This is a genomic window from Devosia insulae DS-56, from assembly GCF_000970465.2.
Taxonomy (GTDB): domain Bacteria; phylum Pseudomonadota; class Alphaproteobacteria; order Rhizobiales; family Devosiaceae; genus Devosia_A; species Devosia_A insulae.
Map to the genome: position 1 here is coordinate 1 of NZ_LAJE02000112.1, position 18,266 is coordinate 18,266.

Here is an 18,266-nt window from a genome sequence, read left to right on the forward strand (position 1 = left end):
AGATGGGAATAAGAGACAGCTTCGGGCGGTCCCCCTCCCCCGCCACGCGGGGGAGGATTACTGAGAGTTCCGTGCGCTGGTGGAAGAGGCCGGCGGGGATCGCTCCCCGCCGGCAGGTGCATCAGTCGTTGAAGGCGACCGCGCCGGCGCGAAAGTCGAGCACATAAGGGATGTGGCCCGGCAGCGGCTTCCACTCGAGGCTCTTGGTCATGCCGTAGGATTCATACGGCTGGTACAGCACCAGGACCGGAGCCTCGTCCTTCACATAGGCCATGATCTCGGCATAGGCGGCCTTGCGGGTCGCGATATCGGTCGAGTAGCGGAAGCGCTCCCACATCTCGGTGTACGCTTCATTCGGCTTCCACGAACCGCCGGTGATGCGGGCGCCAGTCGGGCTCCACATCGTGCCGAACGAACCCGCCGGGTCGGCGAAGTACATCGGGTTCGACCAGTTGCGCGATTCCATGTCCTTGTCGTCGCCGGTCCATTTCGGATCGACCTTCAGGTCCATGGTGACGCCGACCGCCGCCCACATCTCCTTGATCGCCTGCGCGGCGAGCAGCCCGTTGGTGTAGTAGACGGGATCGGTGTCGTAGCGGACCGTCTGGCCCTCGAAGCCGGCTTCCTTCAGCAGCTCCTTGGCCTTTTCCGGGTTGTACTCGAAGGTATTGAGCTCCGGCATGTAGAGCTCGCCGTACTGCGGGTAGGTGTGGGTCGAGGGCACCACGGCCTTGCCCAGCCACAGCGCTTCATTGAGCAGGTTCCTGTCGATCGCCATGCTGAGCGCCTGGCGAACCCGCTTGTCGGCCATCTTCGGGTTTTCGGTATTGAAGAACACCACGTGGAACAGCGGCGTTACCGCGCCCTCGACCTTGAGGTTCGGGTTGGCTTCGATGGTCGCCAGCTGGTCGGGCGGCACGTTGGTGATGAGGTCGACTTCGCCGTTCGCGAGCGCCGTGATGCGGGTCGCCATTTCGGGAATACGGCGGAGTTCGGCGCTGTCGAGCGGCGCCTTGTCGCCCCAGTAGTCGGCGAACTTCACATAGGTCAGGCCCTCACCGGGCTGAAAATTCTGGATCGAGTAGGGGCCGGTGCCAACCGGCGCGAGGCCGAAGGCGTCGAAGTCCGAGGGCTCCACCACGGCGGGGTCACCCGAGAGGCCGGCGATATAGGCCTTGGGAACGATCGAGCCTTCCGAGGTGTTGAGCAGCGTTTCGAACAGCGGCTCGGGCTTGAAGGTGGTGAAGCGCACCGTGGTCGCGTCGACCGCCGCGACCTTCTCGAAATTGTTGAAGAACTGCTTCTTCACCGAGCCGAACTCGGGTGTCGCTTCGTTGATGATGCGCTCGAACGAGAACACCACGTCCTCGGCGGTCACGGTGGCGCCGTTGTGGAACTTCACGCCGTCGCGCAGCTTCACCTCGAAGATGGTCGGCTCGATCTGCTTCCACTCGGTGGCAATGCCCGGCTTGAAGCTGACTTCAGCGGCGGCATAGTCCTTCTCGATCAGCGGATCGAAGGCGTTGTAGTAGATCTGCGAGCCGGTATTGGAGTGGTCCTTGCCGGGGTCGAGCGTCGCCGGCAGGTTCTGCACCGCGACCTTGAGGTCGAGCGCGTGGCTGGGGGCCACCAGCATGGTGGTTGTGGCGAGGGCGATGAGCAGGGTCTTGTGCATGATAGCATCCTGTTTTTGACATGCGCCCTCCCAGCCGGCCGATCGGGGATCGGACAGAGGACTGACGTGCGGGGTGGTGACAGGCGGGCGCGGGGAAAGGGAGACCGCGACAGCCGGGTTGCCGGGTTGGCCCGGTTACTTGAGCTTGACGTCGAGCGCGTCGCGCAGCCAGTCGCCGATCAGGAGGACCAGCAGCGAGACGAACATGATGGCAAGCGATGGCACAACGGCGATCCATGGGTTGGACGCGAGGTAATCGCGGCCGAGCCCGACCATGGAGCCGAGCGTCGCGGTGGGCGGCTGCACCCCGAGCCCGAGGAACGACATCGAGCTTTCCAAGAGGATCAGCGCCGAGAAGGTCATCGTCCACATCACGATGATGGGCGAGACGATATTGGGCAGGATGTGCTTCAGAAGGATGCGCGAGTGCGTGGCGCCGGCGGCGATGGTCGCCTCGACGAATGGCATGCGCGACACCGTCAACACCTGGGCCCGCACCACCCGTGCATAGGCCTCCCAGCCGGCGATACCGATCACCGTGATCAGCACCGGCAGCGAGTTCCCGAAGATGGCTATGACGAGGAGCGCGATCAGCGTGAACGGCACGGCGATCTGGATATCGACCAGCGCCATGATCAGCGCCCCGAGGGGCCCACGGACATAACCAGCGATGACGCCAAGCGCCGTGCCGAGAACCATCGAGATCAGGCTGCCGACCAGGGCGATGAGCATGGTCAGTTGCAAGCCGTAGAGGGTGCGCGAGAGCATGTCGCGGCCGAGCTGGTCGGTGCCGAGCGGATGCGCCGGCATGGCCCGATCGAAGCCGACCGGCGGACGCAGCCGCGCCAGCAGCGTCTGGGCGTTCGGATCGTACGGCGCCAGCAGCGGCGCGAACAACGCCACGAGCAGGATCAAGACGAACAGCCCGATATAGAGGCGCATCAGCCAGTTGGCCTTGCGCCACAGCATGGCGAGCGTGCCCTGGCCGCGACGGCCGTTGCGAGTCTTGTTGCTGGTGTTGGGCGCCGGCGCGAGGCCCGGCAGGGGAGCGGCAAGGTCGGTCATGCTGTCACCTTCACGCGAGGATCGATGGCGGCGTAGAGCAGGTCGACGACCAGCGAGACGACGACCACCAGGGCGGCGATGAGGATCACCCCGAACTGCAGCACCGGGTAATCGCGCTGCATGGTGGCGAACACCACGAGGTCGCCAATGCCCTTGGTGGCGAACACCGCTTCGACCAGCACGCAACGCGCCACCATGCCGGCCACCTGCAACCCGATGATGGTGACCACCGGGATCGCGGCGTTGCGCAGCGCATGCTTGACGATCACCAGCCATTCCGGCAGCCCCTTGGCCCGCGCGGTGCGGAGGTAATCCTGGCTCAAGACGTCGAGCAGTGCGTTGCGGGTGAAGCGCACGATCTCGGCCAGCATCGGCGCCGCAAGCACGACCGACGGCATCAGGAAATGCAGCGGCGTCGCGTCGCCCGAGCTCGGCAACCAGTGGAGGTTGAACGAGAAGATCAGGATCATCACGATGGCGAGGACGAAGTTCGGCGTCGCATAGCCGACAAACGCCACCGCCATGATCGCCGAACCCAAGGGGTTGCGCCGATTCAGCGCTGCGGCAATCCCCAGCGGCACGCCGAGGGCGACCGAGAGGACGAGCGCATAGCTGAACAGCATCACAGTATTGGGCAGCCGCTCCGCATAGATCGCGACCACCGAGCGGCGCTCGAACAGACTGATCCCGACATCGCCACTGAACAGCCCGGTGACATAGCGCCAGAACTGCAACCACAGCGGCTGGTCGAGGCCGAAATGTTTCACCATCGCCGCCTTGGTCTCAGTGTCGATCCCCGGCGGCAGCATGTAGTCCATGGCGTTGCCGGAAAGGCGGGTGGCAAAGAACACCGCCACCACCACGACGATCAGCGTCGCCAGCGAGCCGAGCGTGCGCCGGGTGAGGAAATCAAGCACGTTCCGCCTCCCGCTCGGCCGGCACCTCGCGCGCCGTGAACGGCGCCAGCGCCGGCATCCACGGGCGTTCGCCGGAGCGGCGGAACGGCATCGAAACGGCGAACGGGTCGCGGCCATGCACCTCGAGCGAGAACTTGCCGTCGGCGATCTCGAGCATGGCGAACGCGGCCGCGCCGTAGGGGAAAGTGGTGAAGCGCTCGCTTACCGACTGCACGGTGATATGCGGCAGGCCGCGCACATTGGTGACAGTGTTCCAGTGCACGTGGCCCGAAAGCCAGAGCGCCGCGTTGCCGGTCGCCTCGACCGCCTCGCGCACCGTCACATGGTCCGGATAGGTGGCGAACTGCGGGTTGCGCTCAAAATAATAGTTGCCGACCTGCAGGTGACCCGAGAGCGGCACGTGCGTGGCGATGATGGCGGGCTTTGTATCAGCGCTGAGCGTCTCGACCAGCCAGTCGAGGTTCGCCGAGGCGTGCGGGAACCCCGTCGGCCACTCGATCTTGACGCCCGGCTGCCAGAGGATCAGCCGCGCCTCGCCGAGGTCGACCACCGAGCTCTGCATCGACTGGCCGAGGATCTCCTCATTGTCTTCGATACTCATATTGGCGACGTCGTGGTTGCCGAGCACATGATAGCGCGGCCCGTTGAAGGTCGCGAAGGTGGCAGCGACTTCCGCCGCCACCTGCCGGTCGCCTTCGCGGGTGGTGTCGGAGATGCGATCGCCGAGGTCGAGCAACAGGTCGGCACCCTGCTCGCCGGCATGCCAGATGCAGTCGCGCATCACCTGCAATGCATCCCAGCCCGGCTCCTTGGTGTGCGACTGCGGGCCGTGATGGATGTCGGTGATAACAGCGATCTTCATGGCTCGGCCCTCTCGTTGCTGCCCAATCGATAGCGCCGCTATGTGACACTCTTATGAAATTGTCTCAGCTAGTACACAGCTTGACACTGAGACAAGCTCAGTCCAGATTCGACTGGCAAATCAGGGAGTTTCGCCTTGCTGCCCAATGTGCATTCCGCACGCGGCTACCTCATCGACCTCGACGGCACATTGATGAGCGGCCGGCACCTGTTGCCTGGAGCCCGCGAGCTGCTGAGCCGGCTCGAGGGCCGTTTCGCCATTGTCTCAAACGATTCCGAGCACACCCCGCTGCAGCTGATGAGCCGCTTCGCCGATCTCGGCATCGTTATCCCGGCCGACCGCATCATCCTCGCCGGCACCTGCGCCCTCGAAACCATCGCCCGGCGCCAGCCGCGCGCCCGGGTGATGGTGCTCGGCTCGACCCCGCTCCGCGCCTATGCGCGTCGGCTGGGCCTCGACGTCGACCAGCCCGAGACCGACGTGGTGCTGGTGGCACGCGACCGGCGCTTCAACTACGGCAAGCTCGCTGCCGCCGCCGAGGCCATGGCGCGCGGCGCCGAACTGGTCGTCGCCTGCCCCGATACCACCCATCCCGGCCCCAGCGGCCAGCCGGTGCCCGAGGCCGGTGCGCTGGCCGCAGCCGTGCTTGCCTGTGCCGGCCCGGTGCCGCATACGGTGATCGGCAAGCCCGAGCCGGCGCTGTTCCGGCTCGGCTGCGAGCGGCTCGGCATCGCGCCGGAAGAGGGTGTGATGATCGGCGACAATCCCCTGACCGATGGCGCGGGCTCGCGTGCCCTCGGCATGACCTTCTGGCAGGCTGTGCCGGGCGGGCTGAACGAAGCGCTGCGTGAGCTCACTTCGGCATGAGCACCGAGCGCACCGAACCGCGCCAGCTCTCCGGCATCCTCGACCGCATCGCGGCGCTGCGGCCGAACCTGCCGCCCACCGCTGGCCGCATCGCCGATTTCATCACCGCCAATGCCTCCGATGTCGTCCACATGTCGGTGACCGAGGTGGCGGAGCGTTCCGGCTCCAGCGAAGGCAGCGTCATCAGCCTCTGCCAGCAGCTCGGCGCTCGCGGCTTCCAGCAGGTCAAGATCGCCATCGCCCGCGACCTGGTGCAGCCGGTGCAGTTCATCCACGAGGATCTCGAGCCCGATGACGACCTCGCGACCGTGGTCGAGAAGATCTTCCAGTCCGACCTGCAGGCCCTGCACGATACCCAGAAGGCGCTCGACCTCGGCCAGCTGGCCCGCGCTGTCGCCGCCATCCGCAAGGCGAGCCGCGTCGAAGTGTTCGGCATCGGCAGCGCCGCCACCATTGCCGAGGACGCCAATTACCGGCTCTTGCGCATCGGCATCAATTCCCGCGCCACCGTCGACAGCCATGTGCAGGCCATCACCGCGGCGCTCTGCACCCCTGATGTCGCGGTGCTCACCATCTCGCATTCGGGCTCGACCATCGAGACCCTGACCGCCACCCGCCTCGCCAAGGAAGCCGGCGCCACCACCATCGCCGTCACCAATTTCGGCAAGTCGCCGATCCTCAGCTATGCCGATATCGTGCTCAACACGCTGGCCCGGGAAACCCAGTTCCGCACCGAAGCGATGACCAGCCGCATCGCCCAGCTCGCCATCATCGACGCCCTGATCGCCGCCTTGGCGCTGGCCGACTACGACCGTGCGGTGGCGACGATCGAACGGACGTTCGACGTGCTGTCGACCAAGCGGGTCTAGGCCTCCCGCGTCGGCGCTGCCTCGAGCCGCCGACCATGCCCCGCCGGACCGACGATCCGCCCGTCGTGATAGACGGTCAGCCCGCGGCTGATCGTTCTGTTGACGCTGCCGGTGAACTGAGCGCCGACATAGGCGCTGTGCCGGTTGCGATAGAACAGGTCGTTAGCGGCGAGCACGAACGCCGCCTTTGGATCGACCAGCACCAGGTCGGCGTCGGCGCCCACCGCCAGCCGCCCCTTGCGATCGCCGAAACCAAACAGCCGGGCCGGCGCTGCCGCCGTCATCCGCACCAGCTCCGTCAGCCTCAGGCCACGGCGCTCGACACCTTCGGTGAGCAGTGCCGGCAGCGTCGACTGCAGGCCGGAAATGCCGCCCCAGGCGGCAAAGATATCGTCGTCGCCAGCGGTCTTTTCCGGCCACAGGCAAGGCGAGTGATCCGAGGCGATAACGTCGACCGCTCCCGCCAGCACCCGGTCCCACAGCCGCTCCCGCTCGGCCGGCGGACGCAGCGGCGGCGCGCATTTGGCCACCGGCCCGAGCCGCACCAGGTCGGTCTCGTCGAAGCAGAGATAGTGCGGGCAGGTCTCTGCCGTCACCTTCATGCCGCGCCGCTTGGCGGCACTGATCCGGTCGATGCCGGCGGCAGACGAGACATGCACGATGTGCAGCCGCGCCCCTGTCGCATCGGCAAGCGCGATGGCCTCATCGATCGCCGCGAGTTCCGCTGCGATCGGCCGGCTCTCGCCCCAGGCGAGGCGATCCCGCCGCCCCTCGGCGCGAAGTTCCGCCGCGAGGCGCAGTGTCATCGCCTCGTCTTCGGCATGCACCGCCAGGAACGAGCCGAAGCCGGCTATCTGCTCCATCCCGGCCCTCAGGATCCGGCGATCGGAGCGGGCGAAATCGGTCGCCGTCACCATGAACGCCTTGTAGCCGACCACCCCGCCGTGCTGCAGGTCCGCAAGGTCATTGAGGTTGTCGTCGACCAGCCCGCCCCACAGCGCATAGTCGACATGGCTGACCGCAGCCGCCGCCTGCTTCAGCGCCAGCGCGGCCGCGTCGGTGGTCGGCGGGTGCGCGTTGAGCGGCATTTCGACGAACGTGGTCACGCCACCGGCGGCGGCCGCCCGGCTGCCGGTTTCAAAGCCTTCCCAGTGTCCGCGTCCCGGCTCGGAGAAATGCACATGCGCATCGACCAGCCCGGGCAGCAGCAGCAAGCCGGTCGCGTCGATGCTGTCGCGGGCCGCAACCGACGGGTCGCCCTCCATCACCCCGGCAATGCGTCCGCCCGCCACGGTGACGCCGCCGAGGAACTCGCGCTCCTCGGTAACGACACGGGCGTTGCGGAAATAGAGGTCGGCGATCACGGCTGTCACACGCCCAGCAACGCCGAGACCTCCTTGGCCGTGACCTTGCGGCCGTAGTCGGCAAGCTGGAAGCTCTCGGCGAACTCGCCGGCGCCGGACATGCCGGGCTGGGTGTACATGAACTCCGGCCAGTACTTGAGGATGAAGGCGCGTTCCGCGGCCCAATCGCCGATGACGGGCGCTTCGTTGAGGAAGCCACGCTCAAACGGCGCGAACTCGTAGAACTGCGTGGCGTGCGCGGCACACGCCTTGAGCTTGGCATCGATCGACGCGCCGACATCCACCACCACGTCGTGCTGGTGCACGTCGATGGCGCCGTAATCGGTCATTTTCAAGCAGATCGGCGCGTCGGCCAGCGGCGGCACCTCCGGCACGATATTGCCGTTGGTGCAGAAGCCCGAGGCCTCGCGCACCGCCCGGCCGGCGGCACGGTTGTCGAGATGGCCGGGGCAGTCGTCATGGAAGGTGATGACGATATCGGCCTGCCAGCGGCGGATCGCCGAGATCACCGCGGTGCGCACCGCGAGGTCCGGCACCAGTTCGCCATCGTGGATATCGAGGATCTCGTAATCGAGCACCCCGAGATGGCGGGCGGCGGTGTAGGCCTCGCGGGCCCGGCGGCGCTGCAGCGGCTCGCGGTCCATCTGGTAGTGGCCGGCATCGCCATTGGTCAGCGACATGAACTTGACGGCCGCCCCCTTGTCGGCGAGGAGCCGCATGGTGCCGCCGGAGTACATTTCCGCTTCGTCGGGATGGGCTTCGACGACGAGCACTTTGAGCGGATAATTCATTTGCGGCATTACTCCTTTGAAACGTTGGCGCGCAGCGCGTCGGCTGCCGCCTTGAGGGTCGCGCCACTGCGCGTGACGAACCCTTCGAGCTCGTCGAGGTCGGGGTGCTCCGAGAAATAGTCGTCCGGGGCGATCATGCTGCCGTCGGCAACGCCATCCTCGAACAGCCGTGACAGGCGGATCAGCTCGAGGATTTCGCCCATCTCGGCATCGGGCTGGCGGGCCTGCCAGTCCGGATCGAACAGCGGGATCTGGTTCTTGTCCGAGCCCCAGACATTCTCGATGGTGAAGTTGGGGAAGCTGCCGGCCGCAAACAGCGCGCCGAGCACGGCCTGCCAGTCGATTACCCCGTCGCCGCAGGCCCGTGTCTGCCGCTCCAGCCCGAGCGGGCGAGCGAACAGCACGATGTCGCGCATATGGGTCTTTTTCACATAGGGCGCGACCCGGCGGGTGGCCGCCACCGGATCCTCGCCGCGCACCACCACATTGGCGAGGTCGAGCGTCACCCCCAGCGTATCGGCGCCGACCTGTTCCACCAGCCGGACGATCTCCGCGGTGGTGATCTCCTCGTGTGTCTCGACCGCGATGACCGCGCCGCGATCCCGAAGCACCGGCTGCAGCTTCGACAGGAATTTTCGCGTCGCCTCGAGCTGGTCGGCCCAGTCGACATCGGTGCGGTAGCGGTCGATGGCGTGAAGTCCCCACTCGTGCCGCTGGTAGTTGGCGGTATCGCCCCACAGCGCCGTGCAGCCGATCGCAGTGGTCGCTTCGATCATCCGTGTCATGCCGAGAAGGTAGTCGCCCTTGCCGACATCACGCACCTCGGGCGCTTCGGGTGTGTTGTAGGGGTTGATCTTCCCCAGCCCCATTTCGAGATAGAGCCCGAGCTCGTCGGCCCGCTGCTTCACTGCGGCGAGGAACCCCGCATCGAGCGTCGGCGAGACGTCGAGCACGGTGCGGAAGAACACCCCGGCATGGCCAAGTTCAGCGCAGCGCTCGATGAGCTTGAGCGGACCGAGCTCGGCGGCGCGGGGAAACTTCCGCCCGTCGATGCCGACGCGGATTTCGGGAATTTGAGACGTCACTGTCATGATGCGGGAACCGGGTTGGGAGTTTCGAGCCCGAGGCCGCCGGGAACGGCGGCGATGAGCTGGCGCGTACAGGCGTGCTGCGGATTGGCAAGGACGGCCTTGGCCAGCCCCTCCTCGACGATCTGGCCGCGATGCATCACCGCGATGCGGTCGGCGATATAGCCGGCGCTGACCACGTCATGGGTGATGTAGAGGACCGCGACGCCCTGCTCGTCGCGCAGTCGCGCGATCAGGTTGAGGATGTCGCGCCGGATCGACACGTCGAGCATCGATACCGGCTCGTCCGCCACCAGCAGTTTCGGCGACGCAGCAAGCGCCCGGGCGAGACCGACGCGCTGGCGCTGCCCACCCGAAAGCTCATGCGGCCTGCGGTCGAGATAGCTGGCGGTCGGGGTCAACCCGACTTCGGTGAGGAGCGCCGCCACCCGGCCCTCGACATCGGTCTTGTCGCCACCCGGCGCCGAGATCACCGCCCGGCGCAGGTGATGGCCGATAGTGTGCAGCGGGTTGAGCGAGCCATAGACATCCTGGAACACCATCTGCGCGGCGCGCGGCTGGTGCGGCCGGCGACGCGACACCGGCACCGGCGTCCGGCCATCGACCAGCACGTCGCCGGAGCTCGGACGGGTGAGGCCGGTGACGATCCGCCCGAAGGTCGATTTGCCGCTGCCCGAGGCGCCGACCAGCGCCACGATCTCGCCCGACGCCAGCCGGAACGACACATCGTTGACCGCCACCAGGGCAGAGCGCCCGGTGAGCGGGTTGGTGCCATAGGCCTTCGTGAGATGCGCCGTCTCGAGCACCGGATGCGCCACCGATTTCGGCCGCGCCACCGACGGGGTGGTGAAATCCACCTTCGGCGACGCGGTCAGCAGCGCCCGCGAATAGGGATGCTCCTGGTGCTGCCGGAACCTCGGCACCGGCGCCGTCTCGACGATCCTGCCATCCCGCATCACCGCGATGCGGTCGGCCACCTCGAACAGCAGCGGCAGATCGTGAGTGATCAGCAGCACGGCAAAGCCCATCTGCCGCTGCAGCGCCTTCACCGTGACGAAGATTTCCTGCTGCACGATCACGTCGAGCGCCGTCGTCGGCTCGTCGAGGATGATGAGCTTCGGTTCGAGCGCCAGCGCCATGGCGATCACCACGCGCTGCCGCTGCCCGCCCGACAGTTCGTGCGGGTAGGCCCGCAGGCGTTTGGGGTCGATATCGACCATCTGCAGCAGCTCGGCCGGTGTCCGCCCCACGGCGGAGGTGCCGCGATTGAGCGCCTCCTGCAGCTGCCACGCGATCCGCTTCACCGGATTGAGCGAGGTCAGCGAGTTCTGGAGGACAATCGAGGCGGTACGCCAGCGCAGCGCCCGTACCGCATTATCGTCCTGTGACAACATGTCGTTGCCGGCAATGCGGATCTCGCCGCCGGTAATGATCCCCGGCGCCCGCAACAGCCGCAGGATCGACTGGGCGATCGTCGACTTGCCGCAGCCGGATTCCCCGGCGAGCCCCATGAACTCGCCCGCGGCGATGTTGAACGACACCCGATCAACCGCCGGGATGATGCCATTCTCGCCGGCATAGCCGACGCTGAGATCGACGATATCGAGGGCGGGAACGTCAAGCATCGCGCTTCACCGGAGTCATGAGCGTGGCGCTCGGTTTCCTGACGCCGGCCCGGCGCAGCAACCGATCGGCGCGCAGCCGCGGGTTGCCGATCTCGTCGACCGCGTTGTTGATCAGCGCCAGCGAGAAGGCAGTGAGCGCGATGGCCATGCCGGGGACGACGAAGGTCCACCAGGCGCCGCGGATCAGGGCGGAACTGTTCTGCGCCCAGAACAACATCGAGCCCCAGGTGATCTGCCCGCCATCGCCCAGCCCGAGGAATTCCAGCGAGGCCTGCGCGGTGATGGCGAAGATCACCTGGTTGACGAAATAGGCAGCAACCACCGAGCCCATGTTCGGCAAGAGCTCGATGGCGACGATGCGCCAGCGGCTTTCGCCCACGTCTTCGGCGGCAGCGATGAACTCGCGTTCCCGGAGGCTGAGCGCCTGCGAGCGGAACAAGCGCGCCCCGAAGGCCCAGCCGGTAATGGTCAGCACCATGATCATGGTCAGCGGCCCGGGCGGCAGGAACGCCGCCAGCACCACCACCAGCGGCAGGCCGGGGATGACGAGGAAAACATTGGTGACGAGCGTCAGTACGTCATCGACCCAGCCGCGGAAATAGGCGGCGGTGAGCGCTACGACCAGTGCGAGGAGGGTGGTGAGCACCGCGATGGAGAAGGCCACCCACAGGGTGTTCTGCCCGCCATAAAGGAACTGACTCAAGACGTCCTGGCCCTGCCCCGTGGTGCCGAACAGGTGGGCGAGCGAGGGCGGCTCGTTGATCCCGCCGGTGGCGCGCTTGGGGTTATAGGGCGCGATCACCTGCGCCAGCACGCTGGCCGCGACCAGGGCGCCGAGAATGACCAGCCCGACCGTTACCGGGATCGAGCCGAGGAGTTGCCGGCGCGCCTTGGCGCCGAAGGTTTCGCTGAGCGACATCTAAGCCTCCCCGCCCGTCCGCACTCGCGGATCGAGCAGCACGTAGAGCGTGTCGACGAAGAAATTCGCCGCCAGCACCGACAGGGTGATGATGAGGAACAGCGCCTGCATCAGCGGGTAATCGACGGCGCTCACGGCGCGCATCAGCGAATAGCCGAGGCCGGGATAGGTAAAGACGATCTCGGTCAGGAGCTGCCCCGAAAACACCGCCCCCACCGCGGCGCCGAGCGCCGTGATGTTGGGAAGGAGCGCCGTGCGCACTGCATGCGACAGCAGCACCCGGCGCGGCTGCAGCCCCTTGGCCTCGGCGAGGGTCAAATAGTCCTCGCTCAACACGCCGATCATGGCGTTGCGCATGTTGAGCGTCCACGGCCCGAGCGACACCAGGACGATGGTGAAGGCCGGCGCGATCAGGTGCATCAGGATATCGCCTACACCAGCGAGGTTCAGCGCCGGCGGGTTGACGCTCGAATAGGCGTTGCCCATCGGGAACCAGCCGAGCTTGAAGCAGAAGACGTAGAACAGCAGCAGCGCCAGGAAGAAATAGGGGAACGAGCCGAGGAACAGCAGCACCGGCGGCGTCAGCTTGTCGAACCAGCCGCCGCGCCGCCACGCCGCGATGGCGCCGAGCACCGAGCCAAGCACGAAACTGAGCAGCACCGAGGTGAGACCGAGGAGGATCGACCAGCCGAACCCGGCGCCGATCACTGCCATCACCGGCGCGGGGAAATTGGAGAGCGAGCGGCCGAAATCGCCGCGCAGCACATTGCCCAGATAGGTCAGGTATTGCTGCAGCAGCGGCTCGTCGGTGAGCCCGTAGGCTGCCTTCAGCGCCGCCAGCGACTCGGCGTTCAGCGAGGTCGAATAGGTGGCGACGATGGTCGACGCCGGATCGCCCGGGGTCAGCCGCGGCAGGAAGAAGTTGACGGTGATGGCGACGAACGCTGCCAGCACATAGAACGCCAATCGCTTCGCAATGTAATACATCGGCAGGCTCCGGGTAAAAGGAGGCTCCCACCCGCCAGGAGCGAGATCAGGAAAAGTTGCAGACTTTTCCGGTTCGATCTCGCGACCAAGCAGGGACCGGGATCAGGATGGCGATTCAAAGAAGCGCAATCCTGATCCTAGGCGGGAGCTCCGTGTCACATAGTCGAGACGTGCGACGCGTTATTCGGCGCGGCGGGCCAGGTGCGGCCAGACCAGCAGCGGACCATTGGTCATCTGCAGGCTGAGCGGCGCGTACGGGTCCTGCTCGTTCGGGAAGCCGGTGAAGCGACGGGTGTTGTAGAGACCCCAGTCCGGCTGCTCGTAGAGCGGGATGGCGGGCGCGGCGGCCGAGAACATGCCTTCGAGTTCGGCGATGATCGCCTTCTGCTCGGCGGCATCGGTCGAAGCGGCGAACTTTGCCAGCAGTTCATCGACTTTGGGGTCGCCATAGCGCTGCTGGTTGTTGGGCGAGGCTTCGCCAACCGGCTTCACCGAAGTGGTCGCCATGTTGTTGCGATAGAACTCGAACGGCGTCGCCGTCCGCTGCGCGGTGCCGAGCGAGAGCTGGAACTGGCCGGTAAAGGTCGAGTTGGTCCAGCTGTCCGCCGTGGTGGTGCGGAGCGTCACGTCGATGCCGATATCCTTGAGGTTCTCAGCGACGATCTGGCAGGCCGACACCCAGTCATTCCAGCCCGAGGGCACGATGATGTCGTACTTGAGCGGCTTCCCGTCCTTGCCGACGCGGACCCCGTCAGCGCCCTTGGTGTAGCCGGCGTCGTCGAGCATCTTGTTGGCGGCATCGGGGTCGATGCTGACCCAGGAGGCACCGTCGGCGATCACCTTGGCGTCGAGCCAATCCTTGAACGGCGCTTCCGGCAGGCCGGTAGCATTGGCGGCAACCGACTTGCCCCAGACCCCGGTATTGATCATCCGCTGGCGGTCGAGCGCCATGCTCATGGCCTTCCGCACCACCGGGTCGCCCAGCGCCCCGTCAGTGGTATTGGCGAGCAGCAGCACCACCGAGGTGCGCGGCCACCAATAGCCGAAATGCTCGGGATCGAGCGGCACGAACGTCACGTCCGGGTCAGGCACCAGCCCACCCCAGTCGAGATTGCCTGAGAGCGTCGCGGCGCTGACCTGGTCGTTGCCGTTAAAGCCCTGGACGAACACGCCCTCGATGTTGAGCGGCTGCCAGTAATTCGGGTTCTTGGTCACCTGGTAGCGATCGGTGCCGAAGGCATCGATGGTGGTGAACGGGCCGGTGCCAACCGGATCGGGGTTCTCGAAGGTCACCGGGTCGGCCACGTCCTTCCAGACATGCTGCGGCACGATGAACTGGTCGACCAGCGAGTAGAGGCCGGGGGTGTAGGTCGAGGAGAAGGTGAACTTCACCGTCTTGGCGTCAACCGCCTCGACCGAAGCGAGATACTGCCCGAAGGCGCCGGATGCCGGCCCGATCAGGCCGGGGTTGGCCTTCATCAGTTCGAAGGTGAACTTGACGTCGTCGGCGCTGAACGGCTGGCCGTCCGACCACTTCACGTCGTCGCGCAGCGTCACCGTCAGGCTCAGGGCGTCGGCCGACCATTCATAGGCCGTCGCCAGCCACGGATCGAGCTTGCCGGTGGCATAGTTCTGGATCATCAGCGGCTCGTACATGGTCCGCGTGCTGACCCAGCGCGCCGTCGGCGAGAACGGGTTGAAGGTGCGGGTAAAACTGTTGCCGCCCTCGGCCACGATCCGGACCAGCTGGTCGAGCGGGACTTCGGCGAGCGCCGGAGCGGTGACGGCAAAGGCGGATACGCTGGCCAGTGCGCCCAGCGCCAGGGCGCGAAGGCTTGTGCGCAAACGTCCGATCAAGCCCGGGGAGGGCTGTTTAGGCACTGAATTGGTATGCATAATCGTCTCCGGGGAATGGGTGCTTCTCATCAAGTGGTCCAATCTCCTCACGGGAGGCCGCGTGCCGCGCTGCCTCCCGTGAACACACGTTCTCGAGCATGCTCGAGCGCGAGTTCTACGGCCCCCGCCCGCACGGCATTGCTGTTCACCGCGGTCGGGACAATCTGTGGAATGGCGATCGGCAGGGTCTTGAGGATATCGGCGACGCTGTCGGCCAGCGCCCGTCCTCCGGCGCGGCCGATGGCCCCGCCCAACACCACCATTTCAGGGTCGAGAATGCCGATCGCTCCGGTCAGCGCCGCAGCGACGCGATAGCCGAGCTCGGCGAAGAATTTCGGGTGCTTGTCGCTGAGCCCCGCCTGGCGGATCGCCTCGGCACTGTCCGGCCCGCGCAGCTGGTGCGCCGCGACCAGCGCGTCGATCGCCGGCACGTCGAGCAGCGCTTCGACCAGCGCCATCTTTACCGGCTCGCCGGGCCTGGCCATCCGGTCGGGCACCATGGCGCCGCCCAGTTCGCCCGCGGTGCCGGTCGAGCCATGCATCAGCCGCCCGCCGATCACCACGCCGGCGCCGACGCCATCGCCCACCCAGAGCAGAATGAACGACTGCACGCCATTGGCGGCGCCGCACGCCATCTCCTCGATGGCGACGAGGTTCACGTCGTTCTCGATCAGCACATGGCGATGCCCGAGCACGCTCTCGAGTGCCTCGGGGATGTGGTAGCCCTCCCAGTTGGGGAGCTGCTGGCCCTTGCGGAGGTTCCCCGCCCGGATATCGACAATGCCGGGGAGACCCACCGCCAGCTGATCGATATCGCGCACGGTGATCCCGGCTTCCCGGGTGACGCTCGCCAGCACCGAAGTCAGCCTCTCATGCGCGTCATAGCGATCGCCCGGCTCGGCAGCGTGCCGGAAGCTGGCAATGGTGTTGCCGGTGATATCGGAAATGGCGGCATCGATGCCGTGGGAGCCGACATCGATGCCTGCAACGAACCCGGAGCGGGGTTCGAGACTCCACAGCCCTGCCTTGGGGCCATAGGTGCCGGCCTTCTCTCCGTCGCGACGGATAAGGCTTGCCGATTCCAGCCGGCGCAGCAGATCCGACATCGCCGGCTTCGACAGCCCAGTGAAAGCTTCGAGCTCCATGCGCGTCAGCGAGCCCTCGGCGAGCAGCCGCTGCAACACGGCTTTCTCGTTGAGGTTGCGGAGCAGCCGGGGGCTGCCGGAGAGGATCTGCATGTCCATCTGAGACTGTCTGGTAACTTTCTTTACAGTCTGATATCGAACCATCCCGAACGTATTGTCAAGCGGCACAGCCGGAGCGTGATCAGGAAAAGTTGCAGACTTTTCCGGTTCGATCTCGCGACCAAGCAAAACCGCCTCACTCACCCTGTGGACGAGCCATGACCACCGCCCTCCCGATTGCCCTGCTTGAACAACGGCTAAGCGCCGGTCGCGAGTTGCTGCAGCGTCACGGCCTCGATGCCATCGTCGCCTTCTCGGCGCCACGCGGCCTCGCCGCCGCCACCCAATCGAGCGGCAATATCGGCTGGTTCACCAACTTCACCCCGATGTGGGCGCCCTCGATGCTGGTGATCACCGCCACCGACGCGGTGATCGTGGCGCCCGGCAAGAACGAGGCCCGGCTGTTCACAACCCGTGTCGGCGGCCTCTACCAAGTCGAGACCGCCGGCCCGGCCGGCCTTGTCGCCCGCGCCTCGGCCATCGCCCATGCGAGCCGCTGGCGCGTCGGCGTCGCTGGCGCCGACGAGATGACCGCGAAACTCGCCGCCACCTTCGCCTCGTCCTTCCCGCGCATGGTACGGATCGATCCGATCCTTCAGGCCATGCGCCTTGACCGCGACCCGGCCGAAACCGCGTTGCACCGCCGCGCCGCGGAGATTTCCGACGCCATGCTGGCCCGCGCCTTCGCCTATGCCGCTGAGCCCCAGGCCACCCCGGCCCGCCTGATGGCCGAGGTCGAGCACGCGGGCCGCGCCCTCGGCGCTGATGTTTCGCGCCTCTGGCTCTCCACCGGCCCCGAACCGCCGGTGACTTATTTCGAGATGTTCGAGCTGCCGCCCAGCATCGCGCCAGGCGATCGCGTGCAGCTGGGCACCATGGTGTCGTTCGAAGGCTATTTCGCCCAGGGGCTCCGCATCGGCAGCCGCGGCAAGCCGGCGCCCGAGCTCAGCGAGGCCGCGGCCCGCCTGCTCGACATCCAGGATGCCGCGCTCGCCGCCCTCATTCCCGGCCGTCCGGTACACGAGCTGGTCGACCTGATCGAAGCCCGCATCGACGCGATCTGCCCCTATACCCGCGACAGTGACCCCTTCCGCTTCCAGTCCTGCCACGGGCTCGGCCTCGACTACAGCGAACCCGGCCTCGCCGAAGCCCTGTCGCCGCGTCGCGACAAGAGCCGCGATGCTGACGGCCCGTTGCTGCGACCGGGCATGGTGTTCGAGATCCACCCCAACTTCACCCTGCCCGGCCTCGGCCATGTCTGCGCCGGCGATGTCGCGCTGGTGACCGACACCGGCGCCGAGTGGCTGACCCGCTTCCGCCGCGGAATTTTCCAGATCGATTAGGAGCACCTTTGCGATGAGGCAGCACCTCAAACCCTGCCCGCCCACCGGCGTCATCCCCGCGCAGGCGGGGACCCAGTGGGATCTCTCAATCGGCGATGAGTGGCGCAGCATCCCACTAGGTTCCCGCCTGCGCGGGAATGACGTCCGTGGGCGCTGAGCCGCCATGCCAGCCCCTCCCCAGAGCACCCCAGGAGCCTCCGATGTTCTCACTGATGCGCGGCAGTATCCCCGACGCCGGCAACGACCCGCTCGACGCCATCAGCAAAGCCGCCGGGCTCGGCGCCGGCGAAATCACCTTCTACAGCCTGTTCGAACTGAGCCCGACGCTCGACCCTGCCGTGCTGCGCGAACTCAAGGCCGAAGCCGACAGCCTCGGCATCGCCATCGCCGCGAGCCTCGACTGGCTCAACCCGCTGCGGCTCGACCGGCACGGCCGCGAGCTGCAGCTGGGCGACGGTGACCTCGCCCACGGCGTCCGGCGCCTGCTCGAGGTTGGCGCCTCGCTCGGCATGCGCGAGATGTTCTTCACCATTGGCACGCTCGAAGACCGCGCCAGCAACTGGCGCGCCCAGCTCGACGCCGTCGCGGCGCTGCTCATCGAGCTCAAGCCGGTGCTCGCCGACCTGGGCCTGCGCGCATTGGTCAAAACCCACGAGGAAATCACCTCCTACGAGCTGTCTCCTATACCCATCCACACCTGCCGACCAGCGATCCAGTGTAGCTTGCGTGACGCTCTGTCTCCTTGAACAACCAA

At 66.5% G+C, this 18,266-nt stretch carries 16 protein-coding genes; 4 read left to right on the forward strand and 12 right to left on the reverse strand.

The window, feature by feature from the left end:
• Nucleotides 1-121: 121 nt before the first annotated feature.
• The 4 genes from VW23_RS07230 to VW23_RS29410 all read right to left on the reverse strand — a co-directional run bounded on the left by VW23_RS07230 (nucleotide 122) and on the right by VW23_RS29410 (nucleotide 4,519).
• The gene (locus VW23_RS07230) at nucleotides 122-1,675 is read right to left on the reverse strand and encodes an ABC transporter substrate-binding protein (RefSeq protein ID WP_069908908.1); all 1,554 of its coding nucleotides are present in this window, start codon (nucleotides 1,673-1,675) and stop codon (nucleotides 122-124) included.
• Between the two features lie 135 nt (nucleotides 1,676-1,810).
• The gene (locus tag VW23_RS07235; protein WP_069908909.1) at nucleotides 1,811-2,740 is read right to left on the reverse strand and encodes an ABC transporter permease; all 930 of its coding nucleotides are present in this window, start codon (nucleotides 2,738-2,740) and stop codon (nucleotides 1,811-1,813) included.
• The gene (locus tag VW23_RS07240) at nucleotides 2,737-3,657 is read right to left on the reverse strand and encodes an ABC transporter permease (RefSeq protein WP_069908910.1); all 921 of its coding nucleotides are present in this window, start codon (nucleotides 3,655-3,657) and stop codon (nucleotides 2,737-2,739) included. The genes VW23_RS07235 and VW23_RS07240 overlap by 4 nt, the downstream gene beginning before the upstream one ends.
• Entirely contained in the window at nucleotides 3,650-4,519 is an 870-nt protein-coding gene (locus tag VW23_RS29410; RefSeq protein WP_069908911.1) for a metallophosphoesterase family protein, read from the reverse strand. Before VW23_RS29410 ends, VW23_RS07240 begins: the two co-directional genes overlap by 8 nt.
• 135 nt (nucleotides 4,520-4,654) lie before the next feature.
• On the opposite strand from VW23_RS29410, the gene VW23_RS07250 reads away from it, so the two are divergent.
• Complete coding sequence (locus VW23_RS07250; RefSeq protein ID WP_069908912.1) at nucleotides 4,655-5,386, forward strand: HAD-IIA family hydrolase; 732 nt, start codon at nucleotides 4,655-4,657, stop codon at nucleotides 5,384-5,386.
• Nucleotides 5,383-6,255 carry a MurR/RpiR family transcriptional regulator gene (locus tag VW23_RS07255; RefSeq protein WP_084645704.1) on the forward strand — a complete coding sequence of 291 codons (873 nt, stop codon included), beginning with the start codon at nucleotides 5,383-5,385 and terminating at the stop codon, nucleotides 6,253-6,255. The genes VW23_RS07250 and VW23_RS07255 overlap by 4 nt, the downstream gene beginning before the upstream one ends.
• Here VW23_RS07255 and allB read toward each other — a convergent pair.
• From allB to VW23_RS07295, 8 genes are all read right to left on the reverse strand, one after another.
• A complete protein-coding gene (allB, locus tag VW23_RS07260) occupies nucleotides 6,252-7,628 on the reverse strand; it encodes an allantoinase AllB (protein WP_244513438.1) in 1,377 nt (458 codons plus the stop codon). The two genes, VW23_RS07255 and allB, sit on opposite strands and share 4 nt — an antisense overlap.
• Nucleotides 7,625-8,410, reverse strand: coding sequence for a PIG-L deacetylase family protein (locus VW23_RS07265; protein ID WP_069908913.1), 786 nt, complete (start codon nucleotides 8,408-8,410; stop codon nucleotides 7,625-7,627). Before VW23_RS07265 ends, allB begins: the two co-directional genes overlap by 4 nt.
• An 8-nt stretch (nucleotides 8,411-8,418) precedes the next feature.
• Nucleotides 8,419-9,495 (reverse strand): sugar phosphate isomerase/epimerase family protein, encoded by a 1,077-nt coding sequence (locus VW23_RS07270; RefSeq protein ID WP_176730350.1) that lies wholly within the window; start codon nucleotides 9,493-9,495, stop codon nucleotides 8,419-8,421.
• A 2-nt stretch (nucleotides 9,496-9,497) separates the two neighbouring features.
• Complete coding sequence (locus VW23_RS07275; protein ID WP_069908914.1) at nucleotides 9,498-11,123, reverse strand: dipeptide ABC transporter ATP-binding protein; 1,626 nt, start codon at nucleotides 11,121-11,123, stop codon at nucleotides 9,498-9,500.
• On the reverse strand, nucleotides 11,116-12,042 hold the full coding sequence (locus VW23_RS07280; RefSeq protein WP_084645706.1) for an ABC transporter permease: 927 nt from the start codon (nucleotides 12,040-12,042) through the stop codon (nucleotides 11,116-11,118). Before VW23_RS07280 ends, VW23_RS07275 begins: the two co-directional genes overlap by 8 nt.
• The gene (locus tag VW23_RS07285; RefSeq protein ID WP_069908915.1) at nucleotides 12,043-13,029 is read right to left on the reverse strand and encodes an ABC transporter permease; all 987 of its coding nucleotides are present in this window, start codon (nucleotides 13,027-13,029) and stop codon (nucleotides 12,043-12,045) included.
• A 180-nt stretch (nucleotides 13,030-13,209) separates the two neighbouring features.
• On the reverse strand, nucleotides 13,210-14,874 hold the full coding sequence (locus tag VW23_RS07290) for an ABC transporter substrate-binding protein (protein WP_069908916.1): 1,665 nt from the start codon (nucleotides 14,872-14,874) through the stop codon (nucleotides 13,210-13,212).
• A gap of 98 nt (nucleotides 14,875-14,972) precedes the next feature.
• Nucleotides 14,973-16,169 (reverse strand): ROK family transcriptional regulator, encoded by a 1,197-nt coding sequence (locus VW23_RS07295; protein ID WP_069908917.1) that lies wholly within the window; start codon nucleotides 16,167-16,169, stop codon nucleotides 14,973-14,975.
• Between the two features lie 158 nt (nucleotides 16,170-16,327).
• On the opposite strand from VW23_RS07295, the gene VW23_RS07300 reads away from it, so the two are divergent.
• Together VW23_RS07300 and VW23_RS07305 are read left to right on the forward strand one after the other, a co-directional pair.
• The gene (locus VW23_RS07300; RefSeq protein WP_069908918.1) at nucleotides 16,328-17,512 is read left to right on the forward strand and encodes a M24 family metallopeptidase; all 1,185 of its coding nucleotides are present in this window, start codon (nucleotides 16,328-16,330) and stop codon (nucleotides 17,510-17,512) included.
• Between the two features lie 200 nt (nucleotides 17,513-17,712).
• Nucleotides 17,713-18,258, forward strand: coding sequence for an apurinic/apyrimidinic endonuclease family protein (locus tag VW23_RS07305; RefSeq protein ID WP_069908919.1), 546 nt, complete (start codon nucleotides 17,713-17,715; stop codon nucleotides 18,256-18,258).
• Nucleotides 18,259-18,266 lie beyond the last annotated feature (8 nt).

Excerpts from the sequence above, each read along its gene's own strand:
- VW23_RS07230 (WP_069908908.1), bottom strand. The coding sequence starts at position 1,675 with ATGCACAAGACCCTGCTCATCGCCCTCGCCACAACCACCATGCTGGTG.
- VW23_RS07235 (WP_069908909.1), bottom strand. The coding sequence starts at position 2,740 with ATGACCGACCTTGCCGCTCCCCTGCCGGGCCTCGCGCCGGCGCCCAAC.
- VW23_RS29410 (WP_069908911.1), bottom strand. The coding sequence starts at position 4,519 with ATGAAGATCGCTGTTATCACCGACATCCATCACGGCCCGCAGTCGCAC.
- VW23_RS07255 (WP_084645704.1), top strand. The coding sequence starts at position 5,383 with ATGAGCACCGAGCGCACCGAACCGCGCCAGCTCTCCGGCATCCTCGAC.
- VW23_RS07265 (WP_069908913.1), bottom strand. The coding sequence starts at position 8,410 with ATGAATTATCCGCTCAAAGTGCTCGTCGTCGAAGCCCATCCCGACGAA.
- VW23_RS07275 (WP_069908914.1), bottom strand. The coding sequence starts at position 11,123 with ATGCTTGACGTTCCCGCCCTCGATATCGTCGATCTCAGCGTCGGCTAT.
- VW23_RS07280 (WP_084645706.1), bottom strand. The coding sequence starts at position 12,042 with ATGTCGCTCAGCGAAACCTTCGGCGCCAAGGCGCGCCGGCAACTCCTC.
- VW23_RS07285 (WP_069908915.1), bottom strand. The coding sequence starts at position 13,029 with ATGTATTACATTGCGAAGCGATTGGCGTTCTATGTGCTGGCAGCGTTC.
- VW23_RS07295 (WP_069908917.1), bottom strand. The coding sequence starts at position 16,169 with ATGGACATGCAGATCCTCTCCGGCAGCCCCCGGCTGCTCCGCAACCTC.
- VW23_RS07300 (WP_069908918.1), top strand. The coding sequence starts at position 16,328 with ATGACCACCGCCCTCCCGATTGCCCTGCTTGAACAACGGCTAAGCGCC.
- VW23_RS07305 (WP_069908919.1), top strand. The coding sequence starts at position 17,713 with ATGTTCTCACTGATGCGCGGCAGTATCCCCGACGCCGGCAACGACCCG.